Raw genomic sequence first — 20,414 nt, forward strand, 5'->3', positions numbered from 1 at the left:
AAGCCCTTTTCTACAAATAAAGTATCAGGAAGCCATTGGTGATGAACACGCGCTGCATTAGTAGCCTCGGCAATGTTCATATCAAAATCTACTACGTTTAATATGATCTGTAGAACTGTGGTAATAATCCTACTTCCCCCCGGGCTTCCGGTAATAAGAAACGGCATATTGTCCTTCATAACTATAGTTGGACTCATTGAGCTTAGCATTCTCTTCTCAGGCTCAATGGAGTTTAATTTGCCTCCTACAAGTCCGTATGCATTCGGCACGCCTGACTTGGCAGAGAAATCATCCATCTCATTATTGAGAAGGATGCCTGTTCCAGGAACAGTAATTTTTGATCCATAACTAAAGTTAAGCGTATATGTGTTTGATACAGCGTTGCCATCACTGTCAATTACCGAAAAATGCGTGGTATTTGGACCTTCATAGCTACTTAAGTCACCAGGTTTAATTTCAATACTCGGTATAGCCGATCCAGGTTTGATTTCATTTTTTATAGATTTTGCATAGTCTTTCGATGTGAGCTCTGCTAGCGGAATTGGATTAAAGTCCGGGTCACCAAGATATTTAGAACGATCCGCGTATGCGTGCTTCATAGTTTCCGCTAAGATATTGATTGTTTTAGCTGTGTTCTGTCCATAAGAAGGTAGAGGAAACTGCTCTAAAATATTTAGCATCTGAACTAAATGTACCCCGCCCGAGCTTGGTGGAGGCATTGAGTATATTTCGTATCCGCGGTAGTTCCCTTTAACAGGTTTTCTTTGAGCTACACTATATTTTTTTAGGTCCTCTTTAGATATCAATCCGTCGTTATCTTTCATAAACTCAGAAATTTTATCTGCAATCTCTCCCTCATAAAAAGCTTTAGGTCCATTATTTGAGATTTCCTCTAAGCTTAAAGCCAAGTTTTTTTGAACTAGCAAATCACCCTCTTTATATGGCTGGCCATTTTCTTTGTAGAAGATCTTCATGCTGGCAGGTGATTTTTCCATCTGCTCTTTAGCCTGTCCAAGCGATTTGCTTAACTCATAATCCACAACAAAACCATTTTTAGCCAGCTCAATTGCCGGTGCAAGAGCTCTTTGAAGGCTTATAGTCCCGTATTTCTCTAGTGCATAACTAAGTCCAGCTACTGTGCCCGGAACCCCGGCGGAAAGTATGCTGTTTCTGGATTTATTCTTATCTACATTCCCTTCTTTATCCAAGAACATATCTTTGGTTGCTGCTAGTGGTGCTTTTTCGCGGTAATCAATCGCTACCACTTCATCTTTATCTGAAATATAGGTGAGCATAAAACCGCCGCCGCCTAAGTTTCCGGCCCTTGGATAGGTAACCGCCATTACAAAGCCAATTGTAACCGCCGCATCAACAGCGTTTCCGCCTTCTTTAAGAACCCTAAGGCCTGCCATGGTTGCATATTTGTTCTCTGTTGCCACCATAGCGTTCTTAGCAACTACCGGGTGAAACCTGGCTTTTGAGCTGTATAGTGGGTTTTCCTGGGCAAATAAATAGGATGTTACAAATAGCAGTGCAAACAGAGTAGTTGCAAAGATGTAGCTTGGCATGTACATAGGCAAATAGGATAGCGTTAAGATATCAATTTGAAAAGTAAGGGGTTTTGGGTTCTATTAAATACAACTAGCTATTCATCATGTTAAAGAACTCTTTATTGGACTTAGTACCGCTCATTTTGTCCAGTAAGAACTCCATAGACTCTGTTGTATTCATTGGGTTTAGAACTTTTCTAAGCAGCCAGACTTTATTAAGAACTTCTTCGCTTAGGAGAAGCTCTTCTTTTCTCGTGCCTGAGCGCTGAAGATCAATAGCCGGGAACACACGCTTATCAGCAAGCCTTCTATCAAGATAAGCCTCCATGTTTCCTGTTCCCTTAAACTCCTCAAAAATAACCTCGTCCATTCTACTTCCAGTGTCGATAAGAGCAGTGGCAATAATCGTAAGACTACCGCCTTCTTCGGTATTTCGTGCAGCACCAAAGAATCTCTTTGGTCTCTGCAATGCGTTTGCTTCCATACCACCTGACAATACTCTACCGCTGGCAGGTGTAACCGTATTACTAGCGCGTGCTAACCTTGTTAAACTGTCGAGCAGAATAACTACGTCCTTACCATGCTCAACAAGTCTTTTTGCTTTCTCAATAACCATGTCAGATACCTGAATATGGCGCTGAGCAGGCTCATCAAATGTAGAGCTTACAACTTCCCCGTTAACAGATCTGTCCATATCGGTTACTTCCTCAGGACGCTCATCTATAAGAAGTACAATTAAAACTATCTCTGGGTTGTTTTGAGTAATCGCGTTTGCAATTCTTTGAAGAAGAATAGTTTTACCAGTTCTAGGGGGAGCAACAATAACTGCTCTTTGACCCTTACCAATCGGTACGAATAAGTCTATGACCCTGCTGCAAAACTCCTCTGGATCATATTCTAGCTCTATCTTTTCTTCTGGATGAAGCGGTACAAGGTTTTCAAATGCAACTCTTTCTCTGCAAACTTCAGGTGAGTCAAAATTTACTTCCTGTATTTTAAGAAGAGCTAAGTTTTTCTCTCCCTCTCGTGGGAGCCTGACCTGACCACCTACTGTGTCGCCAGTTTTTAGGTTAAATGATCTTATTTGTGATTTCGATACATATATATCATCCGGCCCCGGAAGATAGCTGTACTTTGGAGATCTTAAGAATCCATAGCCTTCAGATAGTATTTCCAATACGCCCTCAGCGAATATTACACCTTCTTTTTCGCTTTGAGCTTTTAGGATGGCAATAATGATGTCCTGCTTAGTCATTCGAGAGGCTTCTTCAATTTCAAGTGCTCTCGCCATTTTCATAAGCTCAACACTTTTAGTGTCTCTTAGATCATTTAGATTAAGTAAGTGAGCTTCTTTTGTTGTTTCTTTTTCTGCGGGCTTTTCCCGTAATTTTGTTGCTCTCGCCATATATGTTAAATTCCTCGACCCATATTTTATAGGATTTTTCAAAAATCAAACTGCGAATTTATGGAAATGAATATCAGTTCTTTTGAGTTGTTATTGAAAGTTAATAGCCAATAATATTATGTATCTTAAAGAACTATTTTGTCAAGTAAGTTTTTTTCAGGCAATAAATACTGCCTCTTTATGCTATAATGATTCCCACTTGTTTGAATTATGATTATAACTATTATACATATTATAAAAATTAATGGAAGCAAGTTTAAAGGAGATATGATGAAAATGAAAAAAGGCTTACTAACACTAATTAGTTTTATTATTTTCAGTTTTCTAGTACTACAAATATTTGTAGATAAAAATTTTATTGGTGAAGATGCTATGGCTGCCCCTCCTTCTTTATATGAACTTGAGTTAACTTCGCTTAGCGGGGAAATTTACATCAATCCCAAATACTCAGGAAAAATAAACTCTATAAGATCTCTAGACAGAAATCATCTACTTGGCGAGAAGGTTAAGATTGAAACAAGAACTCTTACAGATGGCTGGAGGAAGTTAAATATTCCTTCTTCGCTTTCGTCAGCTTTCGGTTTAGTGGTTTCGGGAACACAGGGAATTGTAAAACTCACTCTCCCCCAAGATCCGTCTTTTAGATCAGGCTCAGGCACTCTTCAATCAATCAGCTCCTTATTTATAGAGTTTGGCAAGTTACATGCCACCCTTACTTTTCCGGAGCTAAGCATTTTAGAGCCCAGCAAATTTGAAATAGGTATTTTAAATACAACAGACAATACGTTTATAAACGGAGATATAGTAGCTCTAAAAGATAACCAAGCAGCCGTTATATTTAACAACCTAAGCTCTTCTGTAGTAAATAGTGACGGCATGATTAGAATGAGCTTAAGAAAAGCAGACGGGACATTCATCAACTCAGATATGCCGGCTTGGGGATACAACATTATAGTCTCACAAACCGAAACTGGTGTACCTGCTCCAATTACAGCGGACGTCTTTGGGCTAGCTGAGGATACTAAGATGAAATTTAATTTTGTCTCACTATCAGGGCAAATTATTAATCCCTCTCAGGTCATACTGACAGTTGGAGAGATTAACAAAGGCGCAGAGATTTCTACAATCACAACTAAGATACAGGGGCCTCAGCCAATTACGGTCACGGTTACAAAGCTGGATTAACCACCTGAATTCTTGCTAATTTTCGGCCGATGTTATAAAATTCTATTATACTCATGTTTTAGGTTTACGGATATTTATTTAAAGAGGTGAAAGAGATATGGCAGGACACTCTAAATGGGCTAACATCAAACACAGAAAAGCGGCTGTAGACGCAAAGAGGGGAAAAGTTTTTACAAAACTTATCCGAGAGCTCACAGTTGCGGCAAAACACGGGGGCGGAGATCTGGATTCTAACCCGCGCCTTAGAACTGCTATCAATGCAGCAAAAAGTGCAAACATGCCCAACGACACAATTGACCGCGCTGTTAAAAGAGGAACAGGCGAGCTTGGAAGCGATGATTTCCATGAGCTAATGTACGAAGGATACGGCCCTGGCGGAAGCGCAGTGCTTGTGCAGACACTTACAGATAACAAGAACCGAACAGTTGCGGATATAAGACGAATTTTCACAAAGCACGGAGGCAACCTTGGGGAAAATGGCTGTGTTGCCTGGATGTTTCATATGAAAGGCCGTGTTGGTTTCGAAAAGGCAAATGTAGATGAGGATCAGGTTTTTGAAATTGCCCTTGATGCAGGAGCAGAAGACGTAATCACTGAGGATAACGAGCTTGTAGTGGTAACCCCTCCGGAGTCTATAGAAGAAGTGAAGAGCGCGCTAGATGATGCTAGCATAAAGTATGACTCAGCAGAGGTTACAATGATTCCAGAGACCAATGTGAAAATTGAAGGTAAAGAAGCCGAGCACATGATTCGCCTAATGGAAGCACTTGAAGACAGCGATGATGTGCAGAACGTTTATTCAAACTTTGATATACCAGAAGAACTTATAGAAAGCATGGCTTAATATGAGAGTAATTGGAATAGATCCCGGCTCTAAGGTTTGCGGCTACGGGATTCTTGAAGTCCAAAAAGGCGTGGTCACCCACATTCATAGTGGATGTATTATCCCTAAAGCTGCGCTGCCTCTTAATCAGAGATTAAAAGTTATTTATGACGGAATTGTGGAAGTAATTGAAGCGCATTCCCCTGATGTAATGTCTATAGAAGATATTTTCTTTGCTAAAAATGCAAAGAGCGCAATCAAGCTCGGGCAGGCAAGAGGTGTAGCGCTTCTTGCAGGCACAAATTCTGGAATTATGGTTTACGAATATGCACCAACAAAAGTTAAGCTCGCTCTTACAGGGCGGGGAAGGGCTAACAAGGCAGAAGTGCAGGGGATGCTATCAAGAATCTTAGGTGTTAAAGAGTGGCAGACTCAGGATGCATCTGATGCAGTGGCGATTGCGCTGTGTCACATAAACATTTCACAAATTGAAACGAAATTAGGAAAGGAATTTGTTCAGCCAAGAAGAAAAAGGAGGCGTTTTACAATAGATGATCTCCCTTCTTAGAGGCAAGATAGCACAGAAAACACTTGGTAAAGTTGTGATTGATGTGAATGGTGTAGGCTACGGGGTCACTGTACCCCTTTCAACATATTACAGACTTCCCGAATCTGGTATTGAGGTAGCTCTAGAGATCCACACGCATATGAAAGAGAGCACAATTGAGCTCTATGGTTTTCTTACGCAGGATGAGAAAGAGATATTTACCATTTTAATAGGAGTATCAGGAGTCGGCCCTAAAGTTGCGATGAGCATACTTTCAAATATATCACCAGGTGATTTAGCAGAGGCTATTAACTCAGGCGATCTAGCTAAAAAGAAAATTGCCGGAATTGGCCCCAAGATGGCCTCAAGACTAACGACAGAGCTTAAAGACAAGCTTTCTAAGTTTGAGCCAGCATCCCAAACAGTGGGCAAATCAGGTATTGTAGAAGATGTCATATCCGCTCTTATGAACCTAGGCTATAAACGACCTGAGATTGATGAGAGGATTTCAGAAATTGAAGAAATTACAGAAAATCAGGACAATCTCGAAATAGCTCTAAGAGAGTGTCTTAAAGTAATGAGAAAAGGGTAAATAGCCCTATATATACAACATGGAAGAAAGAATAGTCACAGGGACAAATCTAGAAGAAGATTCACTTTTTGATATTAACCTAAGGCCAGAGCGCCTCTCCGAATACCTAGGTCAGAGCAAGGTTAAAGAGAAAGTCGGGATTTTTATTGAAGCCGCTAAGAGACGAAAAGAAGCGCTAGACCATGTGCTTCTCTACGGCCCTCCTGGACTAGGCAAAACAACCCTTGCACACATCGTAGCTAATGAGCTCGGGGTTAATATTTATTCAACCTCAGGTCCTGTAATAGAAAGAGTAGGAGATCTTGCCTCGATTCTAACTAACTTAAACGATCGTGACGTACTTTTCATTGACGAGATCCACCGCTTAAACCGCATAGTTGAGGAATACCTCTACTCTGCAATGGAAGACTACAAGATAGATATCATGATTGGAGAGGGGCCTACAGCTAAATCTATGAAGGTTAGCGTTAACCACTTTACTCTTGTTGGCGCCACTACGAGAACCGGTCTTTTAACTTCACCTCTAAGATCAAGGTTCGGTGTGGATTTAAGGCTGGACTACTATACATCTGATGAGATTAAGGGAATCTTAAACCGCTCATCAAAAATTCTTGGAGTGGATCTTACAAAAGAGGGCGCAAATGAACTTGCCACAAGAGCAAGGGGCACGCCTCGAATTGCAAACCGGATATTAAAACGAGTAAGAGACTACGCTGAGGTAAAAGCCGACGGAGCTATTGATCTTGATGTTGCAGGCTCAGCGCTTGAGATGCTTGAGGTTGACTCACTTGGCCTAGATGGACTTGACCGAGCTATACTTGAGGCAATTATAAATAAATTTAATGGTGGCCCTGTGGGTATAGATACGCTAGCCTCCGCGGTTAGTGAAGAACGTGACACTATTGAAGATGTATATGAGCCTTTTTTGGTAAGAGAAGGGCTGATTATCAAAACACCTAGAGGCAGAGCCGCAACTCCTCTTGCTTATGAGCACTTAAAAATAGAACTTCCCCAAGCCCAAAAGGGACTTTTTAACTCATAACTGCTACTGCATGTTTATTTCTCTATGAAACTCATCCCAATGAGACTCAGTGATCACATCAATCTCTTTTCTAGGAGCTTTGTACCCGCCTTCACCAGGAAACAGTGAGTCATAAACTTCATCCCTAAGTGATAGCCACCTGTCTAGAGCTTCGTAGTTGGGAAAAACGACTACTGTCTTATAGGTCCAGCTGGGCTCAAGGGTATGAAGCCTTTGTGAGTATAGTTTGTACTCACCCACAATAACGCCGCGGTTTTGCATCTCTTTCCAAAACGGCAGAAGCTTTTCTTTGTATACCTCGATGAATTTGTCTTTGTTCTCAGGCTTAACTAAATAAAAGCTCTCCTCGATTACATAATTAAATCTTTCATCCTGCGAGTAGGCTTTCGTAATCCCGCAAATAAGAAAAGTTACTACAATCATTGACAGCATTATTTTTTTCATATTGCACCTCCATGTCCTTTGTTACATTATGTGATGTATTATACATTCCATGGCAAAATTCTGATAGTTTCATCTTAAATCACTAAATATAATATTGCTTTTGATCTATATGTATGGAAAACTTTAGGTTAACCCTTAGATGTAACCCATATGTATATGAAATCAGATAAATTATTTGCTTTTCAAGTCCAAAATCTATCTTTTCACAAGGTTAATAAAACATGAACAACTGGATATATTATGTAACTCAAATTCCCGCCGGATCTCCTGCAGACCACATGAGTGTTCTTGGGCTCGTAACCCAGTCAGGCCCAGTAGTAAAAGGGGTTTTATTATTACTATTGATAATGTCAGTTGTGTCCTGGGCAATTATTTTCTCTAAATATTTTGTGCTAAAAAGGGCCACTAAAAGCTCAGAAAAATTCTTAGAGCTATACAGCGCAAGCGGCAATTTTGGAAACCTCTATACTTCAACCAAACATATGGGCGGCCCAATTGCGGAAGTTTTCAGAGCGGGCTATACAGAAATATTAAAAATAAGAAAGTCCAGAGCTCAGGGAGGAGCACAAACCCCAGAGCCATCTGGCGGCGGAGAGTTGATTGACACAGAGCTTGGGGTTGTAGAGCTTGTAGAAAGAGCGCTAAAAAGAACTATGGCCTCAGAGATATCAAAGCTTGAGAGCTCTCTTACGTTTCTTGCTACAACAGGAAGCGCGGCGCCATTTATAGGACTTTTCGGAACTGTTTGGGGAATTATGACCTCATTCATCGGGCTTGCAGGCAGCCAAGGAGTGCCTACGCTTCAGGCCGTGGCCCCCGGTATTGCGGAAGCGCTCATTGCGACCGCCGTTGGCCTTGCAGCAGCCATTCCGGCAGTAATCGGATATAACTACTCACTTAGCAGAGTGAAGAAAATAGATGTAGATATGGAGAATTTTTCATCAGAGTTCTTAAATATTGTAGATAGGTATGTGAAAAAGGTTTAAATAAAACTATGGGAATGCAGACAAACAACAGCGGCGGGCGCTCAGTAATGTCCGAGATCAATGTTACTCCATTTGTGGATGTGATGCTGGTGTTACTTGTAATTTTTATGGTTACTACGCCAATCTTATATCAGGGCGTTGATGTTAATCTTCCCAGAACAGAATCTAAAGCGATGCCTTCGTTGGATCGTGAGCGCAAAGTAGTGGTCACGCTTAATTCAGCAGGCGAGATATACATTGAGGAAGATCAGTTTGCATTGTCCGATCTTCGCTTGGAAATAAGAAGGATAATGTCTGATCAGGGAAAGGAAGTAAGGGAAGAAGACGTGTTCCTAAGAGCTGATACAACAGTTGAGTATGGAACAGTAGTTGAAGTAATGTCTGAAATCAGAAACGCTGGTGTTACCAAACTAGGGCTAATCACGGAGCCTATTCCATCAAGATAGAAGAGGCTAAAGGGGAAAATGAAACCAAGTAAAAAAGACTCTTCGAGCCGCCTGGGGTTTATATTTTCAGTAGCCCTTCATGTGGGAATTATAGTGCTCATTTTATTTTGGGGATTTAGAGGCACAGAGTATAGCAGCAACGACCCGGGTCCAATTCAAGTCTCTATATCAGATCTAGATATCGGAAGCGGCTCAAGCGCTAAAAAGCCAACTCCTCCAAAGAAGGACCCTCCTACCCCCGAGCCTAAAGAGCCGGAGGAAGAAATAGCCCAGGAACCCGAGCCGACCCCGCCTCCGCCCGAAAAAGAGCCTGAGATAAAAGAAATTGTAGAAAAAGACAAGATTGCCCTAAATACAGAGCCTACTCCTAAGCCGACGCCGAAAGCTACACCAAAGCCGACACCTAAAGCTACACCTAAGCCTACTCCTAAGCCCACAGAAAAACCAAAGGCTACGCCTGCCCCAACTAAAAAGCCAAAAGCAACTCCAAAGCCGACTAAAAAACCTGAAAAGAAAAAAGATTTAGACAAAGAAAAAGAGCAGGTTCTTAAAGACATTCAGAGACAAAAAGTTTTAGATGAGCTTATGAAGGAGAAAGAAGATCCATCAGAAACAGATGATGCACTAGATAATATTCCCGAGGAAGAAATGGGTGAAGAGGCCAGACTTGCTATGGCCGATGATGAAAAGTTTGGCGTAGAGTCAGACACAGAGTCAGCTACAGGCGGATCTCCAAACCCCGGCGGCGGCTCAGCAATAAGCCCACTAATAATACAAACGTACGCGAATCAGGTAACTAGGAAAATTCAGCGAAACTGGAGAATGCCCCCAGGTCTGCCAAATGACGGTAGTCTAACAACTTCATTGGTTTTTAAAGTAAACGAAACTGGCAAGGTTAATGATGTTACGATCACAAAATCATCTGGAAATTCAGCATTTGATAATTATTGTAAGCAGGCCGTATTCAGATCAGCGCCCCTGCCTGTGCCTCCATCTGAGCTTGCTAAGGAAGCTAAAACAAACGGCGTTGAGCTCACGTTTAGAAACGATCCATAGAATTTAGGATTTTTTTGAGATTTTGTATAAGCTTACTGGACTATCATTGTGGAGAATTAATGAACCTCATCCTAATTAGACACGGCGAGACAGACTGGAACAGACTAGGCAGGTGCCAGGGCATTGCAGACATTGTTTTAAACGAAAACGGCCGAAAGCAGGCAAGAGAGCTTGCACATTCCCTAAGGGATCACAAAATTACAGCTATCTACTCAAGCCACCTAAAAAGAGCAATTGAGACTGCCGAGCATATCGCAAGACATCATAACCTAACAGTTAGAGTAGAACATGATCTTCATGAGATGAACCAGGGAGATCTTGAAGGGCTTACATTTCCTGATATTAGGGATAGATATGCTGAGGTTTTAAAGAAATGGCGAGAAAGCCCAGAGACGCTGAGGCTTCCAAATGGAGAGTCGCTAGTTGAAGTTCAACAACGGGCCTGGAGCGTTTTAGAAAAAGTGCACGAAGATCATTTAGGAGAGACCGTTGTTGCAGTTAGCCATAACCTCACGATAATTACTCTTCTATGCAAAATCACAGGAGTCGGTCTAAAAGGATTTAGGGAATTTAATGTTCAGGCCACTTCGAAGAATATTATAGTTTCAGAGAACGGAGAAATTAGGGTAGATGTAATAAATGATGTATCACACCTCTCCCCAATGGATTCTGTTCCTTCATTTGAGGAAAAGAGAAAGTAGCAAAAGTTATCTCTACTTATAAAGTGTGCCAAGCTGTTGTAAGATTAATATTTATCTGGTGTAATTCCATAGCGTTATGAAAGAAGATATTGTAAGTGTAGTTACTAAATCAGTAGAAAACTTATCAAAGAAACTAGATGCTCCTGATCTATCGGTAGATGTCGAAGTAGGCATTCCTAAGAGAAAAGAGTTTGGAGATTTCTCCGTCAATACCGCAATGATCCTTGCCAATAAGCTCGGCAAAAAACCAAGAGAAGTGGCCGAGATGATAATAGAAAACCTTCCTGAAGAAAAAGATAAATTGTTTAATAAGATAGAGATTGCCGGGGCGGGGTTTGTAAATTTCTATGTAAAAGAACAAGCAATTGTAAATAAACTAACCGAGATAGAAGAAAAAGGTGATAAATACGGCGCCTTAAATATGGGACAAGGCAAGAAGGTGCTTGTTGAATTTGTGAGCGCAAACCCCACAGGGTATTTACACATGGGCCATGCCCGAAACGCGGTCGTGGGCGATACTCTGGCTAGAATCCTTGAAACCTCAGGATACGAAACTGTTAAAGAGTTTTACATTAATGACGCCGGGCGGCAGATGAACCTTTTAGGAGAGTCCGTTTTTATTAGATACAAAGAGCTATTTGGACACAGCGGAGAGCTACCCGAGGATGGATATAAAGGGGAGTATGTAGTAGAAATTGCAGAGCAAATAAAGGCTGAAAAAGCTGACTCGCTTCTAAATGATTATTCTGCGGAAGAATCTACTGAATACTGCAAAGAATTTGCCAAAGGTATTTTGCTTGAGGAGATAAAAAACGACCTAGCAAAAGTAAATGTCTATTTTGATGAATGGTACAGCGAGAAATATAATATTCACAGCACAAACAACGGATCTGATAAAAGTAAATTAGAAGAAATAAAAGAGCTACTCTACAGCAAAGGTGTTTTAGAGGAAAGAGAAGGTGCGCTTTGGTTTAAGGCAACTGAATTTGGCGATACACAGGACTGGGTACTTATTAAAAGCGATGGAAGCCCAACTTACTTTTTAGCAGACATAGCTTATCACTTTGATAAATACCAAAGAGGTTTTGATAGTATCATAAATGTTTGGGGTGCAGACCATCACGGCCATGTAGCGAGATTAAAAGCCGCACTAAAATCGCTGGGACTTGATGAGTCCAGCTTTGTCGTAGTCCTAATTCAATTCGTCAGACTCATGCGCCAAGGTCAGGAAGTAAAGATGTCTAAACGAGCCGGCAGCTACGTTACGATGAGAGATGTGATAGAGGAAGTAGGCTCAGATGTAATGCGCTTTTTTCTAGTTATGCGAAGCTCAGAGAGCCACTTTGATTTTGATCTTGATTTAGCAAAGAAAGAATCAAGTGAAAATCCTGTTTACTACATACAATACGCTTATGCCAGGATAGGAAGCATCTTCAGAAAAGCCAAAGAACAGGGACTTTTAGAATCAAATGAGAGTTTAGCACTTCTAACAGCCCCAGAAGAAATTGACCTTGTGAAAAAGCTCCTTTTATTCCCAGAGGTTATAGAGGACTGCACAAATTCGCTTGCTCCTCATAAGCTCGCCTACTACCTTCAAGAGCTGGCAGCTCAGTTTCATGTGTATTATAATAAGTGTAGAGTAGTTGACGATAACAAAGAGATGAGTGCTGCAAGACTTTATTTAATTAAATGCACCCGGACAGTGCTCGCTAACGGACTTAATATATTGGGCGTATCAGCCCCGGAGAAAATGTAGATATGAGTGAGAAAACCCCTAGCCCTAAGAAAAGTAAATTAGTTCCGCTATTTGTCACATTTGCAGTACTTTTTATAGTTGTCTTTGCTCTTGGAGTAATTATAGGAAACGGACTTGGAGGCTCTGACTCTGATGATGCAGACAGAAGTTACGAAGTCGGAGTATATGACGAGGTATCATCGGAGCCGGATATGAACCAGGAAGAGATAATAGAGGAGACGGATGAGGTTGTAGAAGAGGTATCTGAAAAAGCACCTGAAAAACCCTCTCGGCAAGATGCACCTCCGCCGGCAAAAGAGGTAACTCAAGAAGAAAGAGAAGAAATGGTGGAGAAAGTGAAAGAGGAAAACTTGGATATTGTAACTCGTAAGCAGACACCTAAACCTCCAGCGGCAACTCCAAAACCAAAACAAGAAACAAAGGCAGAATCCAAGGAGGAAGTTTTAGAAGAGCTAAAAGAAGCTCAGCTTGAAAAGGCTCCCAACAGACAAGATTCGCCCCCGCCTCCGCCAGCGACATCATCACTTCCCAAGACCGACCCTAGTGGTAAGTACACAGTCCAGCTAGCAGCGCTTCAAAATGAAGCTCAGGCGAATCAGCTTATGAACTCTCTAACTTCTAAAGGCTATCCAGCATTTATAAAGAAGTACTCTGCACCCGATAATAAAATGTGGTATAGAGTAAGGGTCGGCACATTCACAACAAAACAGCAGGCTACTCAATACGGTGATCAGTTAAAAAAACAACAGTCTCAAGTAAAGTCGGTATTTATAACCACGAATAATTAACCCAAGCTGCTCAAGCTTGCTTGCACAGTTTAAAGCTGATATGGTTACTTTCTAATAATGACTCATCCCGAAGAAATTGCAGAGCGCTCTAAGAACAAAGAAGGACCGCAGTCTTCTAAGCTTTTAGGAAGCGGTATAAAGACTTGGTGGCTTCTTCTTATGCTGCCGATTGAAGACTATCTTTTAAAGATTAAAGTTCATCCCAATATCCTTACACTTTCAACACTCGTGGTCGGAATAATCACTGGTCTTGCCTATCATTACGGTCTGATTTTTGTTGGCGGGATTTTAGTATTAGGCGGATCAACTTTTGATATTTTTGACGGGCGTGTTGCAAGAGCGCTTGGAATTAATAGCCAAAGCGGCGCATTTTTTGATTCGTGTTTAGACAGAGTTGCAGAGGCATTTATCTATGTTGGACTGCTCAGCTTTTTCCAGGGCACGATATTTATGTACGTGGTCTTTTTCATACTCGTCTCCACCACCATGGTCAGCTATACAAGGGCACGGGCCGAGGGACTGAATGTGGACTGCGAAGTGGGAATAATGCAGAGAACAGAGAGAGTAGTATATCTGGGCGTTCTTTCTGTATTTAATTTCTTTGGAAACTTAATCGCAAATGCTTTTGGCTTGGGATCGGATAATTATTTACTAAAACTTGCTCTAATTCTCATACTCGTATTCTCATCATATACAGCTATTCAGAGGATGGTTCATGTTATGGGCACCTTAAAGAAAAGAGACGCTGAGGACAGAGAGGAACCCCAAGTTGACGTGCAGTCTGAGCAGACTGAATCATAAATCCAAACGAATATCCACAACATATTTGATAGTTTTTGAATTCTTAGGTATAAATTCATAGCCTAAGTGGTAGAACACCTACGATTTTGGCTGAATTATCATTATTCTAATGCTTTGTTTTTAACTTATTTTTCTCGATAAAAGAGTTAAACGAATATGCCTAAACGCACAGATATAGAAACTATATTACTACTTGGATCGGGCCCGATTGTAATCGGGCAGGCTTGTGAGTTTGATTATTCAGGGACCCAGGCCTGTAAAGCACTTAAAGAAGAGGGCTATCGGATTGTGCTTGTGAATAGCAATCCGGCAACCATTATGACAGATCCCTCATTTGCTGACCGCACATACATTGAGCCGCTGCACCCGTCTATTGTTGAGAAAATTATAGAAAAAGAAAAGCCTCAGGCTCTACTCCCTACACTCGGAGGACAAACAGCACTTAACTTAGCTGTTGAGCTTTCAGAAGCTGGAATTCTTGAAAAACATAATGTTGAACTAATCGGAGCTAAGCTTCCTGCGATACAAAAAGCTGAAAACCGCGAACTATTTAAAAAAGCAATGATCGATATTGGGCTCAAGGTTCCAAAGAGCGGCATAGCCCACACTATGGATGAGGCCTGGAGCATTGTTGAAGAAATTGGTTATCCCGCAATTATAAGGCCCTCATTTACACTAGGGGGAGCTGGCGGCAGTATTGCATATAACAAGGAAGAATACGAGGATTTTGCAAAAGCCGGGCTTGATCTAAGCCCGTCTACTGAAATTTTGGTAGAGCAATCTGTACTTGGTTGGAAAGAGTATGAGCTCGAAGTTATGCGTGACCGCGCTGACAATGTAGTAATCATTTGCGCTATTGAGAATTTTGATCCGATGGGCGTGCACACAGGTGACTCAATCACAGTTGCCCCTTCTCAGACCTTAACCGACAAGGAATATCAGAGAATGCGAGACGCATCACTTGATATCATAAGGGAAATAGGCGTAGAGACAGGCGGTTCCAACATACAGTTTGGAGTGAATCCTGAAGACGGAACAATGGTGGTTATTGAAATGAACCCCAGGGTATCTCGCAGCTCAGCTCTTGCATCAAAAGCAACAGGTTTCCCCATTGCCAAAATTGCTGCAAAACTTGCAGTGGGCTACACGCTGGATGAAATCTCAAATGACATAACCAGATATACACCTGCATCATTTGAACCCACAATAGATTATGTGGTAACCAAGATACCTCGCTTTACCTTTGAAAAGTTCCCTCAAACCGAGCCATACCTTACAACTCAGATGAAATCAGTCGGAGAGGTAATGGCAATAGGTAGAACTTTTAAAGAATCATTTCAAAAAGCCCTTCGCTCCTTAGAGATAGACTCCTGGGGGCTTGAACCCGTTACAACTGATAAAGAATTAATAAGTGAGAAGCTTCAAAAACCCAATCCCGAGAGGCTTTGGTATTTAGCTGATGCTTTTAGAGCGGGTATGGATATTGAGGAAATATATAACCTCACATATATAGACAGATGGTTTCTTAAGAATTTAGAGCAAATAATAGATGTTGAGAGTAAGCTCAAAAATGCAAACGGCACCACAGATTCGCAGCTACTTAAACAAGCCAAAGAGTATGGATTTTCAGATATTAGAATTGGTGAGCTTTTAGAAAAACCAGAGGACGATATAAGGGGCATGAGGCTCAAAAGCGATTTGAAATCCGTCTACAAGATGGTAGATACATGCGCTGCTGAGTTTGAAGCCTATACGCCTTACCTATATTCAACTTACGAAACGGAAGATGAAGCTCTTCCTACGGATAAAAAGAAGGTGATAATTTTAGGCGGCGGGCCAAATAGGATCGGCCAGGGAATAGAGTTTGATTACTGCTGCGTTCATGCGGCCTATTCACTAAATGAAGAGGGCTTTGAGTCAATAATGGTTAACTGTAACCCAGAGACGGTGAGTACTGACTATGACACTTCTGACAGGCTTTACTTTGAGCCTCTGACTTTGGAGGACACACTTTCAATAATTGATAGGGAGAAACCCTGGGGAGTGATCGTTCACCTCGGAGGACAAACACCACTTAAGCTTGCGATTCCACTTGAAGAAAGGGGAGTTAAAATAATTGGAACCTCTCCAGACAGCATTGACCTTGCGGAGGATAGAGAACGCTTTAGAGAGTTGGTACAAAAGCTAGGACTAAAACAGCCCGAAAGCGGTATTGCCAGAAGCCAAGATGAGGCAATTAGTATTGCAGAAGATATAGGCTATCCGATTGTTGTAAGGCCATCATATGTTCTTGGTGGGCGGGCGATGGAGATCGTATACAAAGAAGAATCTCTTAGAAGATATATTACAGAGGCGGTCAGGGTATCACCTAACCACCCTATATTAATAGATAAATTCCTAAAAGACGCAAAGGAAGTCGATGTTGACGCAATTTCAGACGGAGAGACAGTAGTTGTTGGAGGAGTGCTTGAGCATATCGAAGAAGCCGGTGTTCATTCCGGCGACAGCGCTATGGTGCTGCCCCCTTATTCGATCGAACCGTCCATTATTGAAGAGATCAAGCGCCAGACCAAAGAACTAGCTCTTGCGCTGAAAGTAAAAGGACTGGCAAATATACAGTTTGCTATAAAAGACAACGAGGTCTATTTAATTGAAGTAAACCCAAGGGCGAGCAGAACTATTCCATTTGTCAGTAAGGCCATAGGAGTTCCGCTTGCGAAACTGGGCACAAAGGTGATGATTGGCAAAACGCTAGAAGAGCTCGGGTTTACCCAAGAGATAGTCCCTGAGCACATATGCGTTAAAGAATCTGTTTTCCCATTTATAAAGTTTCAGGGAGTGGACACAATACTAGGGCCCGAGATGAAGTCCACGGGCGAGGTCATGGGAATAGATACCGAAATTAGAAAAGCATTTGCCAAATCTCAAATTTCTGCAGGAAATGATCTTCCTTTGTCAGGAACAGCATTTATAAGCGTTAAAGATGATGATAAAGCAAAGGCTTATGAGATAGCTAAGAATCTTTCGGAACTGGGCTTTACAATCATGGCGACTAAGGGAACAGCTGCTTATTTAGAAGGAGCCGGGCTCAACAGCACATATGTGAAAAAGGTGGCCGAAGGAAGACCTCACATTGTAGATCACATTAAAAACGGAGAAGTGCACTTAGTAATTAATACAACTTTCGGAGAGAAAGAGGTTGCCCAGTCCTACTCAATAAGAAGAGCGTCAATTATGCACAGGGTTCCTTATTTTACTACTATTGAAGCTTCTGGAGCTGCTGTAGGGGCTATAGAAGTTATGATAAAACAGGGGCTCGAGGTTAAGGCTATTCAGGAATACTATTGATGTTGTATACTTTTTATTCTCTGAAATACTAGAGTATTTAAATAATTGGAGGTAGTGATTGTGTCAGTTGAAAGAGTACCTATGACACCTAATGGTCATAAGAAGCTGCATGAGGAGCTTCACCGTCTAAAAACGGTTGAGAGACCCGAGGTCATAAAATTGATAGAGTACGCAAGATCACTCGGAGACCTTTCTGAAAACGCTGAGTATGAAACTGCAAAAGACCGGCAGTCATTTGTAGAAGGCCGTATACAGGAACTTGAGAGTAAGTTAAGCAGGGCTGAAGTAATAGATCCTGCCACTTTAAGAAATAAGGACAGAGTTACCTTCGGGCTACACGTTAAACTAGAGGACTTGGAAACTGGGGATGAAGTGACCTATCAGCTAGTAGGTCCAGACGAGTCTGAGCCTGAGAACGGGATGATATCAATCACCTCTCCAATAGGTAGAGCACTGATTGGAAAGCAAATTGATGATGATGTAGTGGTTCAGGCCCCAGGCGGGGTCAGAGAATTTGTAGTTTTAGACATTTCATAAATTATCATAAAAGCTTTATGAAGCGTCTTAAGTATGCTATTTTATACTACTCGCTTGCATGGAGGCTCAAACTTAAATGAAAAAGAATTTATTACTAGCTATAGTACCTTTAGTATTTTTTGCATTAGCCCTTTCAGGATGTGGAGAGATTAAGACCACATCATATTTCACACCGACTAAAACTAAACTTAGTCAGTTCCAAGCTGTTCAGTTTGAAACCTTCGAAACTGAGATTGAAGATTTCCCCAAAGAAGCCTTAGCTAAAATACCTGCTGAGTCTGCAGCCCTGTTAGATTCTAAAAACAAATTCAAAGAAGTAAGCAACTCTGATATTACGAACATCCCAGCTTCAGATACTGTTATTGTGCTTGGAGAGGTTTCAGAGTACAGACCAAGCTCTGATATCAGTTATGAAGGAGGGGGGATTAAATTCGGAGAAGTTTCAATCACAATCAAATTAGCTCTTTTGGACAAGGCAACAGGAAATGAGATTGCAACAGGTGAGATAAACGGATTTAGCTCACTTGGTTTTATGGCAAAAGATATTTATGAAAGCATGGCTGAAGAAATAGTAAAATACATCTTGGAGATATATTAATAAAAAAGTTGGGAGGGATTTATGAATAACTTATCAAATAGAATCAAAGTTTTATTAATAGTAGTATTAGCACTAGGCGTATTTAGTTTAGACTCATTTGCTCAGAGCACAGCTATCGAGAGTTACAAAAAAGGTAGAGAAGCCTTCCATACTTTTACCCCGCAGGGATTTCAGAGCGCAATCACATACTATAATCAAGCAATTGCAGCGGATCCTAACTACGCACCAGCATACGCAGGACTTGGCGAGGTTTATTCATTTCAAGGATGGTACCGCTACCTAGTAAAAGACGACTATGAGAAATTCTATATTGATTCATATGAGAATATGAAAAAGGCTCTTAAAATTAATCCCAACCTTCCCTCTGTACAATTAGCTTTAGCTTACAGCTATTATCACTTAAGTGATGAAAAGCGCGCCATTCAAACGGCTCAAAAAGTGCTGTCAAAAGACCCTAATAATGCAGAAGCCCTCTACATTTTATGGGCAGCAGAAGGGAGTAACCCTAACAATCCAAACATTAAAAAAGCGCTTGAAATTGATCCGAACCTGGTACCTGCCATAATTGGACTTGGAACAGCCTATTATCAAAAAAGACAGTCCTTTAGGCAGGCAGAGACATATTACAGAAGAGCAGCAGAGATTGCGCCTTCACCTCAGCTCTATAACTTTTTAGGAAACTCTCTTACCTATCAGGGCTACTACACTCAAGCGATAGCTCAGTTTCAAAACGCACTTAAGCTTGATCCTAACTATGCTGCGGCCTATATGAATATGGGTATAGCCCTATTCTATATGAATAAGTTGCCAGAATCTATTGCAGCAGAACAAAAAGCTATATCGCTTAATCCAAACAGGCCAGACGCATATTACTTTATAGCGCAGAGCTATGATCGTTCTAAGAACACTGCCCAGGCAATTACATACTACAAGAAGTTCTTAGATATATCCTCCGGACAGGATGAATATTCTATTTATGTTGGTAGGGCCCAGACTAGACTTGCACAGCTATCAGGAGCCACTACACGATAGCACTTTCTCTGCACAAGAGGCTTTTATGGATCAACCTCCCATAGAGACAGATATTATTGATCTCACTTTTGCAATGGAGGCGAACTCGAGCCTATGGAATATTATATTCGAGGGGTTTGACCAGGAGGTAGTACTGGTCTCAAAATTCACCAGCAAAGAGCCAAAAGCAATTAACACTCTCTACAGGTTTGGCTTTTTGATTTGCGAGCGATATAAAGATTGCAAGGTAGAGCCTAAAAACTCGGGAATAGAAATAAGAAAATCCCTTCCCGAAAATGATTTTGATCTTGTAGGTGAGTGGACTGCTCTAATGGAAAGTGTTTGTGAAGAGATGAAAAAGTGTGTTAACTCAGAAGAGCCGTGAGTTCTATACAACCTCGACATCACCCGCTATAACTTTGACGGTTTCTCCCCTGTCTAATTTAACCATCAGATATCCGTTGTTATCAATTCCAACCGCTGCGCCTTCAAAAGAAGCATTATCTTCGCTGCTGACCCTAACGTTTTTATTGATGTCTCCCCATCTGTTGGTCCATTCAGATACAATTTGTTTGCTTCCTCTTTTCATATATACCTGATACCAGTTCTCAAGCTCTAATAGCAGATCCGAGGCAAATTTGGCTCTATCAATTTCCCTTCCCGCGTTCTCTGAGATAGAGGTAGCAATTCTACTGACATCTCCCATAGTTGAGTTCATTTCATCCCGGGACAAATTTATATTTACGCCGATACCTACTATAATGAAATCAACCATTTCCCGTTTTGGACGCATTTCCG

At 41.3% G+C, this 20,414-nt stretch carries 21 protein-coding genes; 17 read left to right on the plus strand and 4 right to left on the minus strand.

Annotation, left to right across the window (positions count from 1 at the left end):
• Both ggt and rho read right to left on the minus strand, forming a co-directional pair.
• Positions 1 to 1,568: gamma-glutamyltransferase (gene ggt, locus AAF462_01590; GenBank protein MEM7007807.1), on the minus strand; the 1,568-nt coding region annotated here is incomplete at its 3' end.
• A gap of 73 nt (positions 1,569 to 1,641) precedes the next feature.
• On the minus strand, positions 1,642 to 2,955 hold the full coding sequence (gene rho, locus AAF462_01595; GenBank protein ID MEM7007808.1) for a transcription termination factor Rho: 1,314 nt from the start codon (positions 2,953 to 2,955) through the stop codon (positions 1,642 to 1,644).
• 276 nt (positions 2,956 to 3,231) lie between these two features.
• Between rho and AAF462_01600 the strand changes: the two genes are divergently transcribed.
• The 5 genes from AAF462_01600 to ruvB all read left to right on the plus strand — a co-directional run bounded on the left by AAF462_01600 (position 3,232) and on the right by ruvB (position 7,144).
• On the plus strand, positions 3,232 to 4,140 hold the full coding sequence (locus AAF462_01600) for a hypothetical protein (GenBank protein ID MEM7007809.1): 909 nt from the start codon (positions 3,232 to 3,234) through the stop codon (positions 4,138 to 4,140).
• Between the two features lie 97 nt (positions 4,141 to 4,237).
• Positions 4,238 to 4,984 carry a YebC/PmpR family DNA-binding transcriptional regulator gene (locus AAF462_01605; GenBank protein MEM7007810.1) on the plus strand — a complete coding sequence of 249 codons (747 nt, stop codon included), beginning with the start codon at positions 4,238 to 4,240 and terminating at the stop codon, positions 4,982 to 4,984.
• Position 4,985: 1 nt separating this feature from the next.
• Positions 4,986 to 5,531 carry a crossover junction endodeoxyribonuclease RuvC gene (ruvC, locus tag AAF462_01610; GenBank protein ID MEM7007811.1) on the plus strand — a complete coding sequence of 182 codons (546 nt, stop codon included), beginning with the start codon at positions 4,986 to 4,988 and terminating at the stop codon, positions 5,529 to 5,531.
• Complete coding sequence (gene ruvA, locus AAF462_01615; protein MEM7007812.1) at positions 5,515 to 6,102, plus strand: Holliday junction branch migration protein RuvA; 588 nt, start codon at positions 5,515 to 5,517, stop codon at positions 6,100 to 6,102. The genes ruvC and ruvA overlap by 17 nt, the downstream gene beginning before the upstream one ends.
• A gap of 19 nt (positions 6,103 to 6,121) precedes the next feature.
• Positions 6,122 to 7,144 (plus strand): Holliday junction branch migration DNA helicase RuvB, encoded by a 1,023-nt coding sequence (ruvB, locus tag AAF462_01620; GenBank protein ID MEM7007813.1) that lies wholly within the window; start codon positions 6,122 to 6,124, stop codon positions 7,142 to 7,144.
• A 3-nt stretch (positions 7,145 to 7,147) separates the two neighbouring features.
• Here the strand turns inward: ruvB and AAF462_01625 are convergent, their stop codons facing one another.
• A complete protein-coding gene (locus AAF462_01625; GenBank protein MEM7007814.1) occupies positions 7,148 to 7,588 on the minus strand; it encodes a hypothetical protein in 441 nt (146 codons plus the stop codon).
• 221 nt (positions 7,589 to 7,809) lie between these two features.
• Between AAF462_01625 and tolQ the strand changes: the two genes are divergently transcribed.
• The 12 genes from tolQ (at position 7,810) to AAF462_01685 (ending at position 20,001) form a co-directional block, all read left to right on the plus strand.
• A complete protein-coding gene (gene tolQ, locus AAF462_01630) occupies positions 7,810 to 8,574 on the plus strand; it encodes a protein TolQ (protein MEM7007815.1) in 765 nt (254 codons plus the stop codon).
• 8 nt (positions 8,575 to 8,582) lie between these two features.
• Positions 8,583 to 9,020 carry a protein TolR gene (tolR, locus tag AAF462_01635; GenBank protein ID MEM7007816.1) on the plus strand — a complete coding sequence of 146 codons (438 nt, stop codon included), beginning with the start codon at positions 8,583 to 8,585 and terminating at the stop codon, positions 9,018 to 9,020.
• Between the two features lie 18 nt (positions 9,021 to 9,038).
• Positions 9,039 to 10,076 carry a cell envelope integrity protein TolA gene (locus AAF462_01640; protein MEM7007817.1) on the plus strand — a complete coding sequence of 346 codons (1,038 nt, stop codon included), beginning with the start codon at positions 9,039 to 9,041 and terminating at the stop codon, positions 10,074 to 10,076.
• A gap of 59 nt (positions 10,077 to 10,135) precedes the next feature.
• Positions 10,136 to 10,777: a histidine phosphatase family protein gene (locus AAF462_01645; GenBank protein MEM7007818.1), complete on the plus strand. Its 642-nt coding sequence runs from the start codon at positions 10,136 to 10,138 to the stop codon at positions 10,775 to 10,777.
• A 76-nt stretch (positions 10,778 to 10,853) separates the two neighbouring features.
• Positions 10,854 to 12,533: an arginine--tRNA ligase gene (argS, locus tag AAF462_01650; GenBank protein MEM7007819.1), complete on the plus strand. Its 1,680-nt coding sequence runs from the start codon at positions 10,854 to 10,856 to the stop codon at positions 12,531 to 12,533.
• 2 nt (positions 12,534 to 12,535) lie between these two features.
• Positions 12,536 to 13,321, plus strand: coding sequence for an SPOR domain-containing protein (locus AAF462_01655; protein ID MEM7007820.1), 786 nt, complete (start codon positions 12,536 to 12,538; stop codon positions 13,319 to 13,321).
• 57 nt (positions 13,322 to 13,378) lie between these two features.
• Positions 13,379 to 14,122, plus strand: coding sequence for a CDP-alcohol phosphatidyltransferase family protein (locus AAF462_01660; GenBank protein ID MEM7007821.1), 744 nt, complete (start codon positions 13,379 to 13,381; stop codon positions 14,120 to 14,122).
• 156 nt (positions 14,123 to 14,278) lie between these two features.
• The gene (carB, locus tag AAF462_01665; GenBank protein ID MEM7007822.1) at positions 14,279 to 17,470 is read left to right on the plus strand and encodes a carbamoyl-phosphate synthase large subunit; all 3,192 of its coding nucleotides are present in this window, start codon (positions 14,279 to 14,281) and stop codon (positions 17,468 to 17,470) included.
• Between the two features lie 60 nt (positions 17,471 to 17,530).
• Positions 17,531 to 18,007 carry a transcription elongation factor GreA gene (gene greA, locus AAF462_01670; protein ID MEM7007823.1) on the plus strand — a complete coding sequence of 159 codons (477 nt, stop codon included), beginning with the start codon at positions 17,531 to 17,533 and terminating at the stop codon, positions 18,005 to 18,007.
• A 76-nt stretch (positions 18,008 to 18,083) separates the two neighbouring features.
• Positions 18,084 to 18,605, plus strand: a complete 522-nt coding sequence (locus tag AAF462_01675) for a hypothetical protein (GenBank protein MEM7007824.1) — start codon at positions 18,084 to 18,086, stop codon at positions 18,603 to 18,605.
• Positions 18,606 to 18,626: 21 nt separating this feature from the next.
• Complete coding sequence (locus AAF462_01680; protein ID MEM7007825.1) at positions 18,627 to 19,637, plus strand: tetratricopeptide repeat protein; 1,011 nt, start codon at positions 18,627 to 18,629, stop codon at positions 19,635 to 19,637.
• 25 nt (positions 19,638 to 19,662) lie between these two features.
• Positions 19,663 to 20,001 (plus strand): hypothetical protein, encoded by a 339-nt coding sequence (locus tag AAF462_01685; protein MEM7007826.1) that lies wholly within the window; start codon positions 19,663 to 19,665, stop codon positions 19,999 to 20,001.
• A gap of 3 nt (positions 20,002 to 20,004) precedes the next feature.
• On the opposite strand, the gene AAF462_01690 is transcribed toward AAF462_01685, so the two are convergent.
• Positions 20,005 to 20,414: hypothetical protein (locus AAF462_01690; GenBank protein MEM7007827.1), on the minus strand; the 410-nt coding region annotated here is incomplete at its 5' end.

The organism is Thermodesulfobacteriota bacterium (assembly GCA_039028315.1).
GTDB lineage: Bacteria > Desulfobacterota_D > UBA1144 > Nemesobacterales > UBA2774 > CR02bin9.